General features: G+C 69.0%; 9 protein-coding genes, 1 tRNA gene and 2 pseudogenes. 4 read left to right on the plus strand and 8 right to left on the minus strand.

The window, feature by feature from the left end; all coding sequences use genetic code 11:
• The first annotated feature begins 1 nt into the window (after position 1).
• The 3 genes and pseudogenes from ACNF49_RS04675 to ACNF49_RS04685 all read left to right on the plus strand — a co-directional run bounded on the left by ACNF49_RS04675 (position 2) and on the right by ACNF49_RS04685 (position 2788).
• Positions 2-1819, plus strand: a complete 1818-nt coding sequence (locus ACNF49_RS04675; RefSeq protein ID WP_482942914.1) for a CASTOR/POLLUX-related putative ion channel — start codon at positions 2-4, stop codon at positions 1817-1819.
• 128 nt (positions 1820-1947) lie between these two features.
• Positions 1948-2253, plus strand: a pseudogene (locus ACNF49_RS04680) (AfsR/SARP family transcriptional regulator); the annotation flags it as partial.
• A gap of 97 nt (positions 2254-2350) precedes the next feature.
• The gene (locus tag ACNF49_RS04685; RefSeq protein ID WP_482942915.1) at positions 2351-2788 is read left to right on the plus strand and encodes a recombinase family protein; all 438 of its coding nucleotides are present in this window, start codon (positions 2351-2353) and stop codon (positions 2786-2788) included.
• Positions 2789-3203: 415 nt separating this feature from the next.
• On the opposite strand, the gene ACNF49_RS04690 is transcribed toward ACNF49_RS04685, so the two are convergent.
• A complete protein-coding gene (locus tag ACNF49_RS04690; protein WP_482942916.1) occupies positions 3204-6038 on the minus strand; it encodes an AfsR/SARP family transcriptional regulator in 2835 nt (944 codons plus the stop codon).
• A gap of 228 nt (positions 6039-6266) precedes the next feature.
• On the opposite strand from ACNF49_RS04690, the pseudogene ACNF49_RS04695 reads away from it, so the two are divergent.
• Positions 6267-7440: pseudogene (locus ACNF49_RS04695) on the plus strand (IS3 family transposase).
• Between the two features lie 894 nt (positions 7441-8334).
• On the opposite strand, the gene ACNF49_RS04700 reads toward ACNF49_RS04695, so the two are convergent.
• The 7 genes from ACNF49_RS04700 to gnd form a co-directional block, all read right to left on the minus strand.
• Positions 8335-8408: transfer RNA gene (locus ACNF49_RS04700), tRNA-Ile, on the minus strand.
• A gap of 135 nt (positions 8409-8543) precedes the next feature.
• A complete protein-coding gene (locus tag ACNF49_RS04705) occupies positions 8544-9194 on the minus strand; it encodes a DUF3566 domain-containing protein (RefSeq protein WP_357974074.1) in 651 nt (216 codons plus the stop codon).
• A 3-nt stretch (positions 9195-9197) separates the two neighbouring features.
• Positions 9198-11696, minus strand: a complete 2499-nt coding sequence (gyrA, locus tag ACNF49_RS04710) for a DNA gyrase subunit A (RefSeq protein WP_357974071.1) — start codon at positions 11694-11696, stop codon at positions 9198-9200.
• A gap of 15 nt (positions 11697-11711) precedes the next feature.
• Positions 11712-13655: a DNA topoisomerase (ATP-hydrolyzing) subunit B gene (gene gyrB, locus ACNF49_RS04715; protein ID WP_357974068.1), complete on the minus strand. Its 1944-nt coding sequence runs from the start codon at positions 13653-13655 to the stop codon at positions 11712-11714.
• 302 nt (positions 13656-13957) lie between these two features.
• Positions 13958-14458, minus strand: coding sequence for a DciA family protein (locus ACNF49_RS04720; RefSeq protein WP_352324557.1), 501 nt, complete (start codon positions 14456-14458; stop codon positions 13958-13960).
• Positions 14448-15680: a DNA replication/repair protein RecF gene (recF, locus tag ACNF49_RS04725; protein ID WP_357974062.1), complete on the minus strand. Its 1233-nt coding sequence runs from the start codon at positions 15678-15680 to the stop codon at positions 14448-14450. Before recF ends, ACNF49_RS04720 begins: the two co-directional genes overlap by 11 nt.
• A 103-nt stretch (positions 15681-15783) precedes the next feature.
• Positions 15784-16725, minus strand: coding sequence for a phosphogluconate dehydrogenase (NAD(+)-dependent, decarboxylating) (gnd, locus tag ACNF49_RS04730; RefSeq protein WP_357974059.1), 942 nt, complete (start codon positions 16723-16725; stop codon positions 15784-15786).
• Between the last annotated feature and the right edge of the window lie 31 nt (positions 16726-16756).

Here is a 16756-nt window from a genome sequence, read left to right on the forward strand (position 1 = left end):
AGTGTTCCGTGAGCGACTGCGTTACTGGTTCGACAACACGATGTCCAAGGGCACGCCCGCCCTGATCGGCTGGTTGGCCGTGGCATCGGCGGTGCTCGTCGGCGTCGTCACCGTGATCGCCGCGCCCATCGCGGGCACGAACGGGCCCTGGTGGAACGTCGCCTGGATGAGCCTGCTCCGCACCCTCGATCCGGGCACCATGGGCGGCGACGAGGGCAGCCCGTTCTTCGTCTTCATGATGCTCTTCGTCACCATCGGCGGGATCTTCATCGTCAGCTCCCTGGTCGGCGTGCTCACCGCGGGCCTGGACGCGAAGCTGGAGAACCTGCGCAAGGGCCGGTCCCGCGTGGTCGAGAGCGGGCACAGCGTCGTCCTCGGCTGGTCGGAGGAGGTCTTCGCGATCGTCTCCGAGCTGGCCAAGGCCAAGGAGAGCGAGAAGCGCCCGGTCGTGGCCGTCCTGGCGGACCGGGACAAGGTCGAGATGGAGGAAGAGCTACGCGACCGGCTCGGTGACGTGGGGCGTACCCGGATCGTGGCGCGCAGCGGCGATCCGGCGGAGCCGACGGCCCTGGAACTGGTGAGCCCGGACACGGCGCACTCGATCCTGGTGCTGCCCACCGATGACGCCGAGCTGATCAAGATCCTGCTCGCGCTGGGCAACCGCCCCTGGGCCGGCACGCGACCGCCGACTGTGGCCGCCGTGACCGAGAGCGGCAATCTGCCCGCCGCCCGGCTGGCCGGCGGGACGCACGTCGAGATCGTCGACTCGCAGGATCTCGGCGCCCGCCTGGTGGCGCAGTCATGCCGTCAACCAGGACTGTCCACCGTCTACAGCGACCTGCTGGACTTCGACGGCGAGGAGATCTACATCCAGGCCGAGCCAGCCCTCGTCGGCAGGATGTACGGCGAGGCGCTGTTCGCCTACGCCAGCGCGGTGCCGATCGGCCTGCGCCACGGCGACGGCTCCGTGGTCCTCAACCCGCCGAGCCAGAGCGTGATCAGGCACAGCGATCAGCTCATCCTCATCGCCCCCGACGACTCGGCCATCCGCCTGGCGGCGGCGCCGGCCGTGGTGCGTCAGGAGGCGATCGCCCGCCCCGGCGCCCCGCGGCGGGAGCCGACCAGGACGTTGATCATGGGCTCGAACCACCGGCGGTCCAGGATCCTGCGCGACCTGACGCCCTACCTGCTGACCGGTTCCGAGATCCATCTCGCCGGGCCCGACCTGGCCGACCAGCCACTGCCACCCGGTGTGCTCGTCTCCGCCAAGGAAGTCGACGTCACCAGCCGCACCGCGCTGGAGTCGCTCGGCATCGGCGGCTACGACCACGCGATCGTGCTCTCCGACGGCGCCTACGACGCTCAGAAGGCCGATGCCAGGACCCTGGTGACCCTGCTGCACCTGCGGGACATGCGGACCGGCGTGGCGATCGTCAGCGAGATGAACGACGAGCGCAACAGGAAGCTCGCCGAGATCGCCGAGGCCGACGACTTCGTGGTCGGCGGCAAACTGGTCAGCCTGCTGCTCACCCAGCTCGCCGAGAACCGGCACCTGGGCCAGGTCTTCGACCAGCTCTTCTCCCACGAGGGCTCGGAGATCTACCTCAAGCCGGCGAACGACTACATCGTCCCGGGCGCCACCGCCACGTTCGCCACCGTGATCGAGGCGGCCAGGCGCCGCGGCGAGACCGCGATCGGCTACCGCCTGACGGCCGCCGCCGGCCAGGCGCGTCAGCACGGAGTCACCCTCAACCCCGACAAATCAGCCCCGCTGGCGTTCCAGCCGGGCGACAGAGTGATCGTCCTCTCCGAGGACTGACAGCGGACTGACGGGGAGCGGACGACGTGGCGCAGGACCTGAGATTCTCCCTGCTGGGCCCGGTGCGCGCCTGGCGCGGCGACCAGGAGCTGGATCTGGGCTCGCCGCAGCAGCGTCTGGTCCTGGCCATGCTCCTGCTGGCCGGAGGCCGGGCGGTCGGCAACGACCAGCTCGTGGACGCCGTCTGGGGCCGGGAACAGCCGCGCACCGCGCTCAGCACGCTGCGCACCTACGTCTCAAGGCTTCGCCGCGTGCCCGGCGACGGCGTCGTGTTCTCCATCGGGGACGGCTACGCACTGCACGGCGGCCTGCGTGACGTCGCGGAGGTGGAGCGACTCCACGGCGAGATGCGGTACGGCGAGGCGCTGGCGCTCTGGCAGGGCGAGCCGCTCGCCGGGCTTGAGGGCTTCTACGCGCAGGCCCAGCGGGTCCGGCTGGCCGAGCAGCAGCTGACCATCCTCGAACGCCGCCTCGACCAGGACCTCGGGAACATGGACGAGCGAGACGGCGCTCCAGGTTACCGTGAGCGCGTTGAAGCCGGGCGACACGCTGGTCATCGCCAAGCCCGACCGGGTCGCGCGCAGCGTCAAGGAGCTGCTGGTGTTTCTGGAGGACGAGCTCGCGCCGCGCGGCGTCAACCTGCACATCCTGACCGGCCTCTGCGCCGGCATCCACCGCCCGGCCGGGCAGTCCATCGCCGACAAGATGCTGTTCCTGGTCGCCGCGACGGCGGCGGAGATGGAGCGCGATCTCATCCCCGAGCGCACCAACGAGGGCCTGGACGCCGCCCGCGCCGCCGGCCGCATCGGCGGCCGCCCGGCCACGGTCACCGACGACGTGCTCGCCGCCGCGCGGGCCCGGCGCGGACGCGGCCAGCCGGTCACCCAGAGCGCCCGCGAGCTCGGCGTGGGTCGGTCGACGTTGTACCGGGGGCTGGAGGACGACGACCTGGCCAGCCCAACGGCCTGACCCGCCAGGGCAGGTGTGTGACGTGCCACGGTCTGGTTGCGGCCGTGAGAAGCAGGAACGTTTGTGCGTCGGTTTGAGCGACGGTCGGGGGTCCGCCGAGGCAGTGATGTTGATGAGATTCAGCGACGGTGAAGTGGCGGTGGATGGGTGAAGGCCCTCCGTTCCCGAACGCGGTCCCGGACGGCGGCGGGACACCGGGCCGGGCACCGCACGCTGGCCCCGCCGTACCAACCGAACGCACCGGCCGGGGTTGCCCCGCCGCCGCGCGGATGCAGTCCTACGATCGTCACGGCGTGGCTGGACGCCGTACGTGCGCGAACAGTAGCCTTCGGCATGGCGGAACCCTCCTGCCATGAGAATCCTCCTGCTCAAGGCTCTTGGCCAGGGGCAATCCACACCTTTGAGGAACGCAGCACTAGGCGTTCACCTTCGTCAGGAGGGCGCGGACGTCGGCCGCCTCGGACAGCGAGAGCCGTTCGAAGATGGACAGTGCCTCTGTCAGGCAGGCTTGGGAGCGGCCCGGCTGCCCCAGTTCCCACAGCGCCCGACCCAGGACGGTCAGCGCCATGCCCTGCCCCCACTCATCGCCCGACTCCACGAGCATCGTCAGCGCCTCTTCCGCGCATTCCACCGCCCGCTCGGCCATCCCGGCCGCCAGGTACGCCTCCCCGGTCCGGAAAAGCGCGCTTCCCTGGAAGGCGGGCATCTTCATCCGTCCGTACTCGGTGATCGCCGTCTCCAGCTTGAGCACCGCCTCCTCCGGCCGCCCTGCCTGGCACAGCACGATGCCGTACTGGTAGGTGGCGTCGGCGTCGTATTGCCCGTCCCTGAGGTCGAGCATGATCCGCTCGGCTTCGCCGGCGGCTTCGAGCGCCTCGTCGTGATGGCCCACGGCGGACAGAGCGCGGGCCAGATTGCCGAGCCCGGTGGCGAGGTAGGCCAGGTCGCCGATCGATCGCGATGTCTCGACCGCCTGCAGGTAGCAGGTCACCGCGGTGGACCTCTCGCGTCGTTCATTCGCGCAAAGCGCCAACAGGTTGAGCGCTTTCGCGTAGGTTGCCAGGTCGCCGTGCTCGAGGCTGAGGTCGCGGCCGGCCATGCCGTCGGCCATGGCGGCGTCATGGTGGTTGCGGTCCACCCGGGTGAGGCCGCGCGTGACCCGGGCGCGAGCGAGCAGAACCTGGTCGCCGCGTTCCTCTGCCGCGCCCACGAGCAGATCGCCGATCCGGTCGATGCGGGCGTGGTCGGAGTCGAAGCCGAGGCCGTCGATGCCCATGTCGAACAGGGCTACGGCCTGGCGCAGGTCGCACCCGGGGGTGCGGGCGGCCTGCTCGACGCAACCGAGCAGGCCCTGTTCTTCCTCGTTGATCCAGTCGATGGCGGCGGTGGCGTCAGCGAAGGGCATTCCCGCCGAGCGGGCGGCCGCCGATGCCGGGCGGTTGTCGCCGGGAATGATCAGTCCCATCGCCGCGCACACCGAGGCCAGGTAGAAGTCGAGCAGCCGGTCGAGGGTGGCCCGCCGTACCTCTGGATCGTCACAGCGGGAACGGGCGTAGATCTTCAGCAGGTCGTGGAAGCAGTAACGGCCGGGCGAGGGTGACTGGAGCATGCTGACGTCGACCAGCCCCTCGCAGACGTCCTCCGCGTCGTGCTCGGGCAGGTCGAGGAGCGCCGCGGCGGCCGCGAGCGGCAGATCCCCTCCATCCGGTACGGCCAGCAGCCGAAAGGCCCGCACGTGGGTGTCGTCGAGCTGCTCGTATCCCAGTGCGAACGTGGCCTCGATTGCCAGGTCGCCCGCACGCAGCTCAGCCAGCCTGCGCCGCTCGTCGGAGAGCCGGTCGCGCATGTCGGCCACGCTCCAGTTCGGCCTGGCGGCGAGTCTGGCGGCGGCGATCCTGATGGCCAGCGGCAGGAAGCCGCAGGCGGCGACAAGGTCCATGGCAGCGGGCCGCTCGGCCGCCACACGCGCTTCCCCGGCGATCCTGCCCAGCAGACGCAGCGCTTCGACGGGGCCGAGCACCTCCAGGTTCATATGGCGGGCGTCGCTGAGGCCGGTCAGCCTGGCCCGGCTGGTGACGATCACGCCGCAGAGTGACGAGCCCGGCATGAGCGGCCGGACCTGTCCGGCGTCCGAGGCGTTGTCGAGCACGACCAGCATCCGCCGGTCGGCGAGCACCGAGCGGTAGAGCGCGGCCCGCTCGGCGAGGTCTTCCGGCGCCTCATCCAGGCCGAGCGCGCGCAGGAACGAGCCGAGCACCGTCGCGGGTTCCAGCGGCTCGGCACCCCATCCGCGCAGGTCCACGAAGAGCTGCCCGTCGGGGTAGTAGCCGGCGAGCTGGTGGGCGACGTGCACGGCCAGCGTGGTCTTGCCGACCCCACCCGCCCCGGCGACCGCCGTGACGACCAGGGCGGAGGTCTCGCCGGAGCGCAGCGCGGTCACCATCTCCTCTATCTCGCACGCGCGGCCGGTGAAGTCGGCCGAGTCGGCAGGTAACTGCCGTGGCGCGTGCGTGATCGGCGCGTGGGCGGCGGCGGGGCGGGCAGGGGCGCGGCCGAGCTCGGGGTCGGCGCTGATGATGCGCTGGTACAGCTCGGCCAACTCCGGCGAGGGGTCCACGCCGAGTTCGTCGGCCAGCAGCCTGCGGGTGTCGGTGTAGACGCCGATCGCCTCGGCCTGCCGTCCGGCCCGATACAGCGCCAGCATGAGCAGGCCGCGCAGGCGCTCCCTGGTTGGATGTTCCGCGCACAGGGCGGTCAGCTCGCTGACGGCCTCGACGTGCCTGCCTTCGTCGAGGTCGGCGTCGAGGCGGTGTTGGAGCGCGGCGAGTCGTTGCTCACTCAGGCGGACGCGCTGGGATTCGACGAACAGTCCGGAGAGCCCTGCCAGCGGCTCGCCCTGCCACAGGGCCAGCGCCTCGGCGTAGCGGCCTTCGCCGTACAACTCGTGAAGCTCGGCGAGGTCGCTCGCCCCGCCCCGCAGCGCGTAGCCGTCGCCGATGGACCTGAGAGCGTCCGTGCCGAGCACCGCGCGCAGCCGCGAGACGTAGGTGCGCAAGATCTGGAGCGCGGTACGCGGCCGCGTCTGACCCCACATCGCGTCCATGATCTGCTCGCCGCTCACGGTCCTGCCCTCTGCCAGCAGAAGTACGGCCAGCACCAGGCGCTGTTGCGGCGAGCCGAGCTCCAGCTCCTGCCCGCCGCACCAGGCCCGCACCGGGCCGAGCAACGAAAAACGCAGGTCTTCGGCCATGCCCACCCATTTCCGGTCAATCCACAGCAGAGACGATCACTCTACCTAGCTGAACAGCTCGGTAGAGTGATGAGCAGCTCGGCCGAGTGCTGCGTTCCTCAAAGGGTGTAGGTGAACCGTCGGCGTGGCTGCCGCGGTGGCGGTGGTGGACGTCCCCGAACTGAGGTGCCCAGCAGGTTCCGGACAGTCAGCTACATAAGCTGACAGAAGTCTGGAAGAGGTAGGTACGTGACGAGGCGTCGCAGGCAGTTCTCGCCGGAGTTCAAGGACGAAGCCGTCCGCATGGTGCTGGAGGGCGAGCGAACGGTCGCGTCGGTGGCGCGCGAGTTCGACATCAACGCCAGCACCCTGGGCAACTGGGTGAACCGGCACCGGATCGTGAACGCCCAGCAGGAGAAGCGGCCGCCGGTCTCCGGGCCGGATCGGGCCGGATCCGGGAGCTGGAGCGGGAGAACGCCGAGCTCCGCGAGAAGTTGATCGTTTGAATCTAAGGCCGCCTTCTTCGCGTCCGAGACTCGATGACGCTCGCCAAGTACGAGCTCATCGACGCGGAGAAGGCGCATCACCCGATCGCGCGGATGTGTGCGTGGCTGGGTGTGTCCCGCTCGGGCTACTACGAATGGCGCGAGAGGCCGGCCTCGGCCACCGCACAACGCCGGACGCTGCTGGCCGCATCGGTCGCCGAGATATTCGCCGGCTCGCACGAGACCTACGGCTACCGGCGGGTGCACGCCGCCCTGGCCCGCCGCGGTGAGCACTGCTCGGCCGAGCTGGTGCGTGCCCTGATGCGGGAGCAGGGCCTGGTCCCGGCTCAGGTGCGGGCGTTCCGGCCCGTCACAACGGTGCAGGGCGACTTCCGCGGCATCCCCGACCTGGTCAGCCGTGACTTCACCGCCGCCCGTCCGGGCACCAAACTGATCGGCGCATCACCTACGTCCGCACCTGGGAGGGCTTCCTCTACCTGGCCACCGTGATCGACTGCCACAGCAAGGCGGTGCTGGGCTGGGCGATGGCCGACCACTACCGCACCGAACTGGTCACCGACGCGATCCGGATGGCCGCCGGCACCGGCGTGCTCCAGGGTGGCGCCGTGTTCCACACCGACCGCGGCTCGAACTACACCAGCGACGAGTTCGGCCGCTTTCTGACCGGCCGGGACATCCGCCGCTCGGTCGGCCGCACCGGCGTCTGCTACGACAACGCGATGGCCGAATCGTTCTTCAGCGCCCTCAAGAACGAATGGCTGCACCGCTTCGTTTTCACCACCCGAGCCAAGGCGAAAAGCCAGGTCATCCGCTACATCGAAGGGTTCTACAACCACCGGCGCCTGCACTCGGCGCTCGGCTACCGGACACCCTTCGAGGTGCTCAACGAGTCCCTTTCAACCCCAACAGCCGCATAGGCTCTACGACCATAAGACGGCTGTCCGGAATCACCGTGGCCCCTCATCGACATGATCCCGGGCCAGCCCTTGACGCTGCTACCCGAGCCTTAACTGAACGGCGTTGCTTCTAGACCCCGTCTGAGCGGGTGCCGGCTTGGGTCGCATCCAGCTCACCAGGCGGTACTGGTAGAGCAGGGTGGATCTTGTGGGCGACAGGGGCCCCTTCTTATGGGCCTCGCGGCGTTCGGCGAGGTCGAAAGAGAGCACGTTTCACGCCGCGTTGGGTGGTGTCGGGCAACCAGCCGTACCACTCTTCTAGGCGGTCAGCGGAAAGGACGACCACGGCTTCTCGGCCGCGATTACAAACAGTCTGCCGAAGCCGGGAGGGTCAGCCGTTCGTCGAGGCCGTGCTTCCACAAGACCGTGAGCAGCCGCAAGAACCGATCGGAGATCTCGGTGCCGTCCGGCCGCGTGTAGGGCTCTCCGCTGGCGTCCTCACGCAGCAGGGTGGCGGTGATCCGGCGAGCGCCTCTCTGTCGGAGCCGAGGGAGCAGGCCACGCTCCTCCAGGCGTCCCAGCGTGCGCCATGCCGCGGTCCGGGCAGCCTGTGTGGTGGCGTGCCGCTCGGCACCCCACGGGCGGAGCTGTCGAACACGATCGTCAAGCCATCCCCGCGCAGGCCGTCGACAGGGCCTCAAGCCTCACCTGCGCCATCTGACCCGGCGCCGCCCCAGTCACTGTCGCCGCGTTCAAGCCGCCGTCACCCGACCACGGTCGACAATCCAGCTGCTGTCGATGTGGACTGATCTCTGTCACCTGATGACAGACGATCTTGATGGCAAATTGATGGCAAACGATCAAAAGGCCATTTCCCGATTTCCGGGAAATGGCCTTTGAACTGGGAAAACACTGTGGGGCTACCAGGACTTGAACCTGGGACCTCTTCCTTATCAGGGAAGCGCTCTAACCGTCTGAGCTATAGCCCCGCGCACACCGAACGGTATCGCATTTGCCTGTTGGAGGCGAACCAGTTGTTCGGACGAGAAAAGCTTACCGTGTCCGACGGGCTGCTCGTGCCGCACCAGCCACCCCGGTACGGCACGAGCCCCCGCCCGAACCTGCTATTCGGCCTCGCTGAACGTCACCTCAACGCCCCCGACCAGGTCGGAAGCGATGTTGTAGATGACCGCGCCCAGCGTGGACAGAGCGGTGATCAGCACCACGTTCACGGCGCCGATCAGCGCGGTGTACCCGAGGATGCGCACCGGCTCGAACCACGAGGCGATGTTGATCGGGATCGAGCTCTGTCCCTGCTCACCCTTGCCGAGCTGGTTGACCAGGTCGACGAGTGAGTCGAACACCCCCAAGGCGGACAGCACGCCGTACAGGACGGCCACTGCCACGAAGAGCACCACGAAGCAGACCAGGGACACCACGAAGCTGAACTTCATGGCCGACCACGGCTCGATGCGGCGCAGCACCAGGTGTGCCTTGCGGGGCAGCCTGGACCCCGCGTTGTTCGACGACTTCTTCTTGGGCATCTCGACGGGCGGAGGTGCCTCACTGGTGAGCGACGGACGGATGCGCACCGTCTCGTTGCCCTCCGCCTGCGGCTCGTCCTTGGAACGAGGCTGAGCGGCGGCGCCCTTCGCGGGCGTCCTGTCCTGCTCGCCGTCGACCGAATTGAAGATTTCCGGCTCAGTGGACTTCTTCGGCTGATGTCCGTTACCCGACGCCGCCTGGGCTCTGGCGGTGCCACCCTGGGCGCTCATGATTTACTCTCCTCCCCCGTCTTCCTCATTCTCCACCGGAGTCTCCATCGACTCCGCGTTCCGGGCGAGGGCAACCACGCTGTCGCCTTCGGCGAGGTTCATCAATCGCACTCCCATGGTCTGGCGGCCGGACTGCTTGATCTCGCCGGCACTCGTCCGGATCACCCCGCCGGCGGACGTGATCGCGAAGACCTCGTCCTCTGGGTTGACCATGACGGCTCCGACCAGCTTGCCACGGGAACTCACGATTTTCGCAGTCAGCACGCCCCTACCGCCACGTCCTTGAACTGGATACTGCTCCACTGGCGTCCGTTTTGCGTACCCAGCCTTCGTGGCGATAAGCACATCTTGACCGTCGGCGATCCGATTCATGGCGAGAAGTTCGTCTCCTTCGAGGAACCTCATGCCGATGACACCGCTGGTCGCGCGGCCCATGGGCCGCAGTGCCTCGTCGGAGGCGGTGAACCTGATCGACTGTGCGCCCTTGGAGACGAGCAGCAGATCGTCGGTCTCGGAGACCAGACGGGCGCCGATGACCTCGTCGTCCTCACGCAGGTTGATCGCGATCAGACCGCCCGACCTGGGGGAGTCGTACTCGGACAGGCGTGTCTTCTTGACCAGGCCGCTGCGCGTGGCGAGCACCAGGTAGGGGGCGACGTCGTAGTCGCGGAGGTCGAGAACTTCCATGACTGTTTCGTCGGGCTGCATGGCCAAAAGGTTCGCGAGATGCATGCCACGGGCGTCACGCCCGGCATCAGGCAGCTCGTACGCCTTGACCCGGTACACCCGGCCCTTGTTCGTGAAGAACAGCAGCCAGTGGTGCGTCGTGGTGACGAAGAAGTGGTCGACGATGTCGTCCTGGCGCAGCTGGGCGCCGCGAACGCCCTTGCCGCCCCGCTTCTGCGCCCGGTAGAGGTCGGTACGGGTGCGCTTGGCATAACCGCCGCGGGTGATCGTGACGACGATCTCCTCCTCGGCGATGAGGTCCTCGATCGACATGTCGCCGTCGTAGGCGATGATCTCGGTCTTGCGCTCGTCGCCGTAGCGGTTGACGACCTCGGCCAGCTCGTCGCCGATGATCTCGCGCTGGCGGGCCTCGCTGGCCAGGATCGAGTTGTACTCGGCGATCTGGGCCATCAGGCCGTCGTACTCGTCCTGGATGGCCTGCCGCTCCAGGGCGGCCAGCTTGCGTAGCTGCATGTCCAGGATGGCCTGAGCCTGGATCTCGTCGATCTCCAGGAGCCCCATGAGGCCCTGCTGGGCGTGCGAGGCCGACTCCGAGGCCCGGATGAGGGCGATGACGTCGTCGAGCCGCTCAAGGGCCCTCAGCAGCCCGCGCAGGATGTGGGCGCGCTCCTCGGCCTTGCGCAGCAGGTAACGCGTCCGGCGGACGATGACCTCGACCTGGTGGGCCACGTAGTGGCGGATGAACTGGTCGAGCCGCAGCGTGCGCGGCACGCCGTCGACCAGCGCCAGCATGTTGGCGCCGAAGGTGTCCTGGAGCTGGGTGTGCTTGTACAGGTTGTTGAGCACGACCTTGGCGACCGCGTCGCGCTTGAGCACGATCACCAGGCGCTGCCCGACCCGCGAGGAGCTCTCGTCGCGTACGTCGGCGATGCCCGAGAGCTTGCCCTCGCGCACCAGCTCGGCGATCTTCAGCGCCAGGTTGTCCGGGTTGACCTGGTACGGCAGCTCGGTGACGACGAGCGCCTGCCGCCCCTTGTCCTCCTCGACCTCGACCACCGCGCGCATGGTGATCGAGCCGCGCCCGGTGCGGTACGCGTCCTCGATGCCCCGGCGTCCGACGATCAGCGCCTTGGTCGGGAAGTCGGGCCCCTTGACCAGCCTGATCGAGGCTTCCAGCAGCTCCTCGTCGTCGGTCTCCGGGTTCTCCAGGTACCACCGGACCGCGGCCGAGACCTCGCGCAGGTTGTGCGGCGGGATGTTGGTGGCCATGCCGACCGCGATGCCGCCCGAGCCGTTGACCAGCAGCTGCGGGAACCGCGCCGGCAGGACGTCGGGCTCCTGCGACTTGCCGTCGTAGTTGGGGCGGAAGTCGACGGTGTCCTTGTCGATGTCGCGCAGCATCTCCATGGCGATGGGCGCGAGCTTGCACTCGGTGTACCGCATCGCGGCCGCCGGGTCGTTGCCCGGCGAGCCGAAGTTGCCCTGCCCGTCGACCAGGGGATAGCGCAGCGACCACGGCTGGGCCAGGCGGACCAGGGCGTCGTAGATCGAGGTGTCGCCGTGGGGGTGGTAGGTGCCCATCACGTCGCCGACGACGCGGGCGCACTTGAAGTAGCCGCGGTCGGGACGGTAGCCACCGTCGTACATCGCGTAGAGCACCCGCCGGTGCACCGGCTTGAGACCGTCGCGCACATCAGGCAGCGCCCTGGACACGATGACGGACATCGCGTAGTCCATGTAGCTGCGCTGCATCTCCGACTGGATGTCCACCGGCTCGATGCGCTCAGCCGGGGGAGTGGTGTTCACGTCCGTCACAGGTTCAGGTCCTTCTTAAACGTCGAGGAAGCGAACGTCGCGCGCGTTGCGGATGATGAAGTCGCGCCGCGCTTCGACGTCCTCGCCCATGAGCACGCTGAACAGGTCGTCGGCCTGGGCCGCGTCGTCGAGCGTGACCAGGCGCAGCAGTCGCGTCGCCGGGTTCATGGTGGTCTCCCAGAGCTGGCCGGCGTTCATCTCGCCGAGGCCCTTGAAGCGCTGGACGTTGTCGCGCGGCCGCGGGTCGGCCTTGCCCTGCGCGATGCCGTCGTTGATGACGGCGTCGCGCTCGGAGTCGGAGTAGGCGTAGGAGGCGTCCTCGCCCTTCCGGTCCCACTTGATCTTGTAGAGCGGCGGGCACGACAGGTAGACGTGTCCGGCCTCGATCAGCGGCCGCATGAACCTGAACAGCAGCGTCAGCAGCAGGGTGTTGATGTGCTGGCCGTCGACGTCGGCGTCGGCCATCAGGATCACCTTGTGGTAACGCAGCTTGGCGATGTCGAACTCGTCGTGCACGCCGGTGCCCAGGGCGGTGATGAGCGCCTGGACCTCGTTGTTCTTCAGGACCTTGTCGATCCGCGCCTTCTCCACGTTGAGGATCTTGCCGCGGATGGGCAGGATCGCCTGGAATCGCGAGTCGCGGCCGCCCTTGGCCGAGCCGCCGGCCGAGTCGCCCTCGACGATGAACAGCTCGCACTTCTCCGGGTCGTTCCACTGGCAGTCGGCCAGCTTGCCGGGAAGGCCGCTGCCGGACTCCAGGAGCGACTTGCGCCGGGTCAGGTCGCGGGCCTGGCGGGCCGCCAGGCGGGCGCGGCTGGCCTGGAGCGACTTGTTGATGATGTCCTTGGCCTCGCCGGGGTTGCGCTCGAACCAGTCGCGCAGGTGGTCGTTGCAGGCCTTCTGCACGAACGACTTGGCCTCGGTGTTGCCCAGCTTGGTCTTGGTCTGGCCCTCGAACTGCGGGTCGGACAGCTTGACCGAGATGATCGCGGTCAGGCCCTCGCGGACGTCCTCGCCGGAGAGGTTGTCGTCCTTGCCCTCCTTGAGGAACTTCTGCTCGCGCGCGTAGCGGTTGACGATGGACGTCAGCGCCGCGCGGAAGCCCTCCTCGTGAGTGCCGCCCTCGGCGGTGTTGATCGTGTTGGCGAAGGTGTACACCGACTCCGCGTAGGAGTTGTTCCACTGCATCGCGATCTCCACCGCGATGCCGTCGCCCTCCTCCTCGAAGGCGACGATCGACGCGTGCGCCGGCTCCTTCTTGGCGTTGAGGTGCTTGACGAAGTCGGCCAGGCCGCCCTCGTAGTGGTATTCGACCGTGCGGGGCTCGCCGTTGACGTGGTCGGGACGCTCGTCGGCGAGCGTGATCGTCAGGCCCTTGTTGAGGAAGGCCATCTCCTGGAAGCGGCGCGAGAGCGTCTCGTAGTTCCAGGTGGTGGTCTCGAAGATCTCGGGATCGGGCCAGAACGTGATCGTGGTGCCGGTCTCGTCGGTCTCCTCGCCCTTGGCCAGCGGGGCCAGCGCCTTGGAGTTGACGAGGTTCAGCCGCCAGTAGTGGCCGTTCTGCTTGACCTCGACGTCCATGGCGGTGGACAGCGCGTTGACGACGGCCGAGCCGACGCCGTGCAGGCCGCCGGAGACCGCGTAGGACTGGCTGTCGAACTTGCCGCCCGCGTGGAGCGTGGTCAGCACGACCTCGACGGCCGAGCGCTTCTCCACAGGGTGGATGCCCGTGGGGATGCCGCGGCCGTTGTCGACGACGCGCACGCCGCCGTCGGCCAGCAGCGTGATGTCGATCCTGGTGGCGAAACCGGCCAGCGCCTCGTCCACCGCGTTGTCCACGATCTCGTAGACGAGGTGGTGCAGGCCGCGCTCACCGGTGGAGCCGATATACATACCCGGGCGTTTGCGAACCGCCTCAAGTCCTTCGAGTACGGTGATTGAGCTAGCGTCGTAGGACAACTGCGAAATCCTCCTGCCGCGGACACGCGGCGGGGGAGGCCATCAACTTCATGCTGCCCCTACCGTGCCCGTCACCGTCGTGAGTGCCCCGATGCGCGGTCACCCGGGGGAGTCGGCTTGCTGCCGGGGTGACACGCAAGCGGACGTGTCCGGAATCCTTTTTCATTCTACCGCTTCCCGGAGCCCGTGGTGGCAATACACGCGCCTGTGATGCTCCCTAGCTCGATTTGCCCCCCACTCAAGCATCCCCCCTTCGGAAAGGGGGCCTATCGCGTCTGCGGCTGTCTGATCGCCCTCGGCGCCTAACCATAGGTGTCGCCGGGGCCCCTGCTTCCGGTCACCCGCAAACCCCCCGTGGGCCGGGGTGCGTTCTGCGGCCCCCTGACCTTGACCTTTGTCACGGAACCGTCACCCAGCTCCTCGTTGAGCCTGCGGATGAGGGTGCGCGCAAGCAGCCTGACCTGCGTCGCCCAGGCCGTGGAATCGGCCGCGATGAGCACCTCGCCCTCGTCGAAGGACTCCGGCCGGGTGTGGGCGGCCAGGTCGGGGCCGACGATCTCCTTCCACCGGCCGAACACCGCGCCGACGGCCGCCGAGCGCTCCCAGCCGCGGTCGGCCAGCAGGTCGGCGATGGCCCGGCCGAACAGCTGGGGATCGCCGGCCTCCCTGCGCGGGCCGGCCTTGCGCCTGGGCTCGCGGCGCGGGAGCTGGCCGCGCTTGGCCGCGTCGGCCTTCGCCTGCGCGAGCTTCTCCCTCGCCATGGCGGCCCCCCTGGCCGCCGCGTTGTGCTGCTCATCGGACACGGGTCACGCTCCCCTCAGCGACGTCGAAACGGGCCCCCGCCAGCTCCTTCGGCACGTCGTCGGGCACGGCGGCGGTGATCAGCACCTGTTCGGCCGGCGCGACGATCTCGGCCAGCCTGCGCCGGCGCTGGCTGTCGAGCTCGGCGAACACGTCGTCGAGGATCAGCACCGGGTCGCCGCCGTCGGCCCGCAGCAGGTCGTAGGCGGCCAGCCGCAGCGCCAGCGCGAACGACCACGACTCGCCGTGGCTGGCGTAACCGCGGGCGGGCAGGTCGCCGAGGCCCAGGATCAGGTCGTCGCGGTGTGGGCCGACGAGGGTGACGCCCCGTTCCAGCTCGGCCTGGCGGACCTCCGACAGCCGGTCGCGGAGCTGCTGTTCAAGGGTTTTCCCCAAGTCTGTGGATAACGTCTGCGCATCGGGAGATCCCCGCTCACCGGCGACTTCGTCCTCCGCGCCGTCCCCACCTGTGGACAACGTGCTGCGGTAGGCCAGCGTCGCGGGGGCGCTCGTGGGGGCCAGCGCGGCGTAGGCCCCGGCCACCAGCGGGCGCAGCGCCTCGATGAGTTCCAGCCGCGCCCGCAACAGCTCCGCGCCGTGCCTGGCGAGGTGGGCGTCCCACACCTCCAGCGTGCTCAGGACGTCGCCGGCGCCCGCAGCGGTGAACGCGGTGTCACTCTCGGCCCGCCGGGCGCTCCTGCTGCCCCTGCGGGCCTGCGCGGCCGTGCGCAGCAGCGCGCCGCGCTGCTTGAGCACCCGGTCGTAGTCGGCCCGGACCCCGGCGAACCGCGGGGCCCTGGCCACGAGCAGGTCGTCGAGGAAACGGCGGCGCTCCGACGGGTCGCCCTTGGACAGCGCCAGGTCCTCCGGCGCGAACAGCACCGTGCGCAGCAGGCCGATGACGTCGCGCGGCCTGGACACGGGGGAGCGGTTGAGCCGCGCCCGGTTGGCCTTCCCCGGGTTGATCTCCAGCTCCACCAGCGCCCGCCGGTCGTCCCTGTGGACGGCGCAGCGCACGATGGCCCGCGCGGCCCCCTGGCGCACCAGCGGCGCGTCGTTGGCCACGCGGTGACTGGAGTGCGTCGCGACATAGCCGAGGGCCTCGACCAGGTTGGTCTTGCCCTGGCCGTTGGGCCCGACGAGAGCCGTGACGCCCGGTTCCAGACCGAGCTCCACGGACGCGTAGGACCTGAAGTCGGTCAGCGAGAGGTGGGCGACATGCACCCCACGAAGGTTAGTCCGCCGCGGGGGCCGCCTGTGTCACCGGCTTGCCGTCCTGTGGAAAACCTCGGGCTTCCCCGGACGGCCTGTGGACCACCCGGCCGGACTACTCGGCTTCGCGCGGCGGGGTCACGTCGGCGCCGGGCGAGTCGGCGCCCTTGCCGGTGCTGCCCTCGGTCGAGGTGATCGCGTGGCCGCCGAACTGGTTGCGCAGCGCGGCGACGACCTTCATCGCGGGGGAGTCGTCCTGGCGCGAGGCGAACCGCGCGTAGAGGGCGGCGGTGATCACCGGCAGCGGCACGGCGTGGTCGACGGCCGCCTGGACCGTCCAGCGGCCCTCGCCGGAGTCCTGGGCGTAACCGCGGAGCTGGTCGAGGTGCTCGTCGTCGTCGAGCGCCCGCACCATCAGGTCGAGCAGCCAGGAGCGGATGACGGTGCCGGTGCGCCAGCTGCTGAAGGAGCCCCTGACGTCCTTGACGACGTCGGACGCCTCCAGAAGCTCCCAGCCCTCCGCGAACGCCTGCATCATGCCGTACTCGATGCCGTTGTGGACCATCTTCGCGAAGTGGCCCGCACCGACGTCACCGGCGTGGACGAAGCCGTCCTCGCCCTCGGGCTTGAGCGTCTCGAAGATCGGCATGAGCCGGTCGACGTCGGCCTGCTCGCCGCCGCACATGAGGGCGTAGCCGTTCTGGAGCCCCCACACGCCGCCGCTCACGCCGCAGTCGACGAAGCCGATGCCCTTCTCGCGCAGCTCGGCGGCGTGCTTCTGGTCGTCCACATAGTGTGAATTACCGCCGTCGACGACGATGTCGCCCTCGTCGAGCAGCTCGCCGAGCTCGTCGACCGTCTGCTGGGTGGGCTTGCCCGCGGGAACCATGACCCAGACCGCGCGCGGCGCGGACAGCCGTTCGACCAGCTCCTTCAGGCTGGCCACGTCGCTGATGCCGGGGTCGCGGTCGTAACCGACCACCTCATGGCCGCCGCGGCGAAGCCGCTCGGCCATGTTGCCGCCCATCTTGCCCAGTCCCACCATGCCGATCTGCATGACGCTCCTCTACCCCCTTGTCAGGCTTCCA

It is taken from the genome of Actinomadura sp. ATCC 39365, assembly GCF_054392275.1.

What these genes read in the sequence shown, in the direction of transcription:
- ACNF49_RS04690 (WP_482942916.1), bottom strand. Translation starts at nt 6,038, where the DNA reads ATGGCCGAAGACCTGCGTTTTTCGTTGCTCGGCCCGGTGCGGGCCTGG.
- ACNF49_RS04705 (WP_357974074.1), bottom strand. Translation starts at nt 9,194, where the DNA reads ATGAGCGCCCAGGGTGGCACCGCCAGAGCCCAGGCGGCGTCGGGTAAC.
- gnd (WP_357974059.1), bottom strand. Translation starts at nt 16,725, where the DNA reads ATGCAGATCGGCATGGTGGGACTGGGCAAGATGGGCGGCAACATGGCC.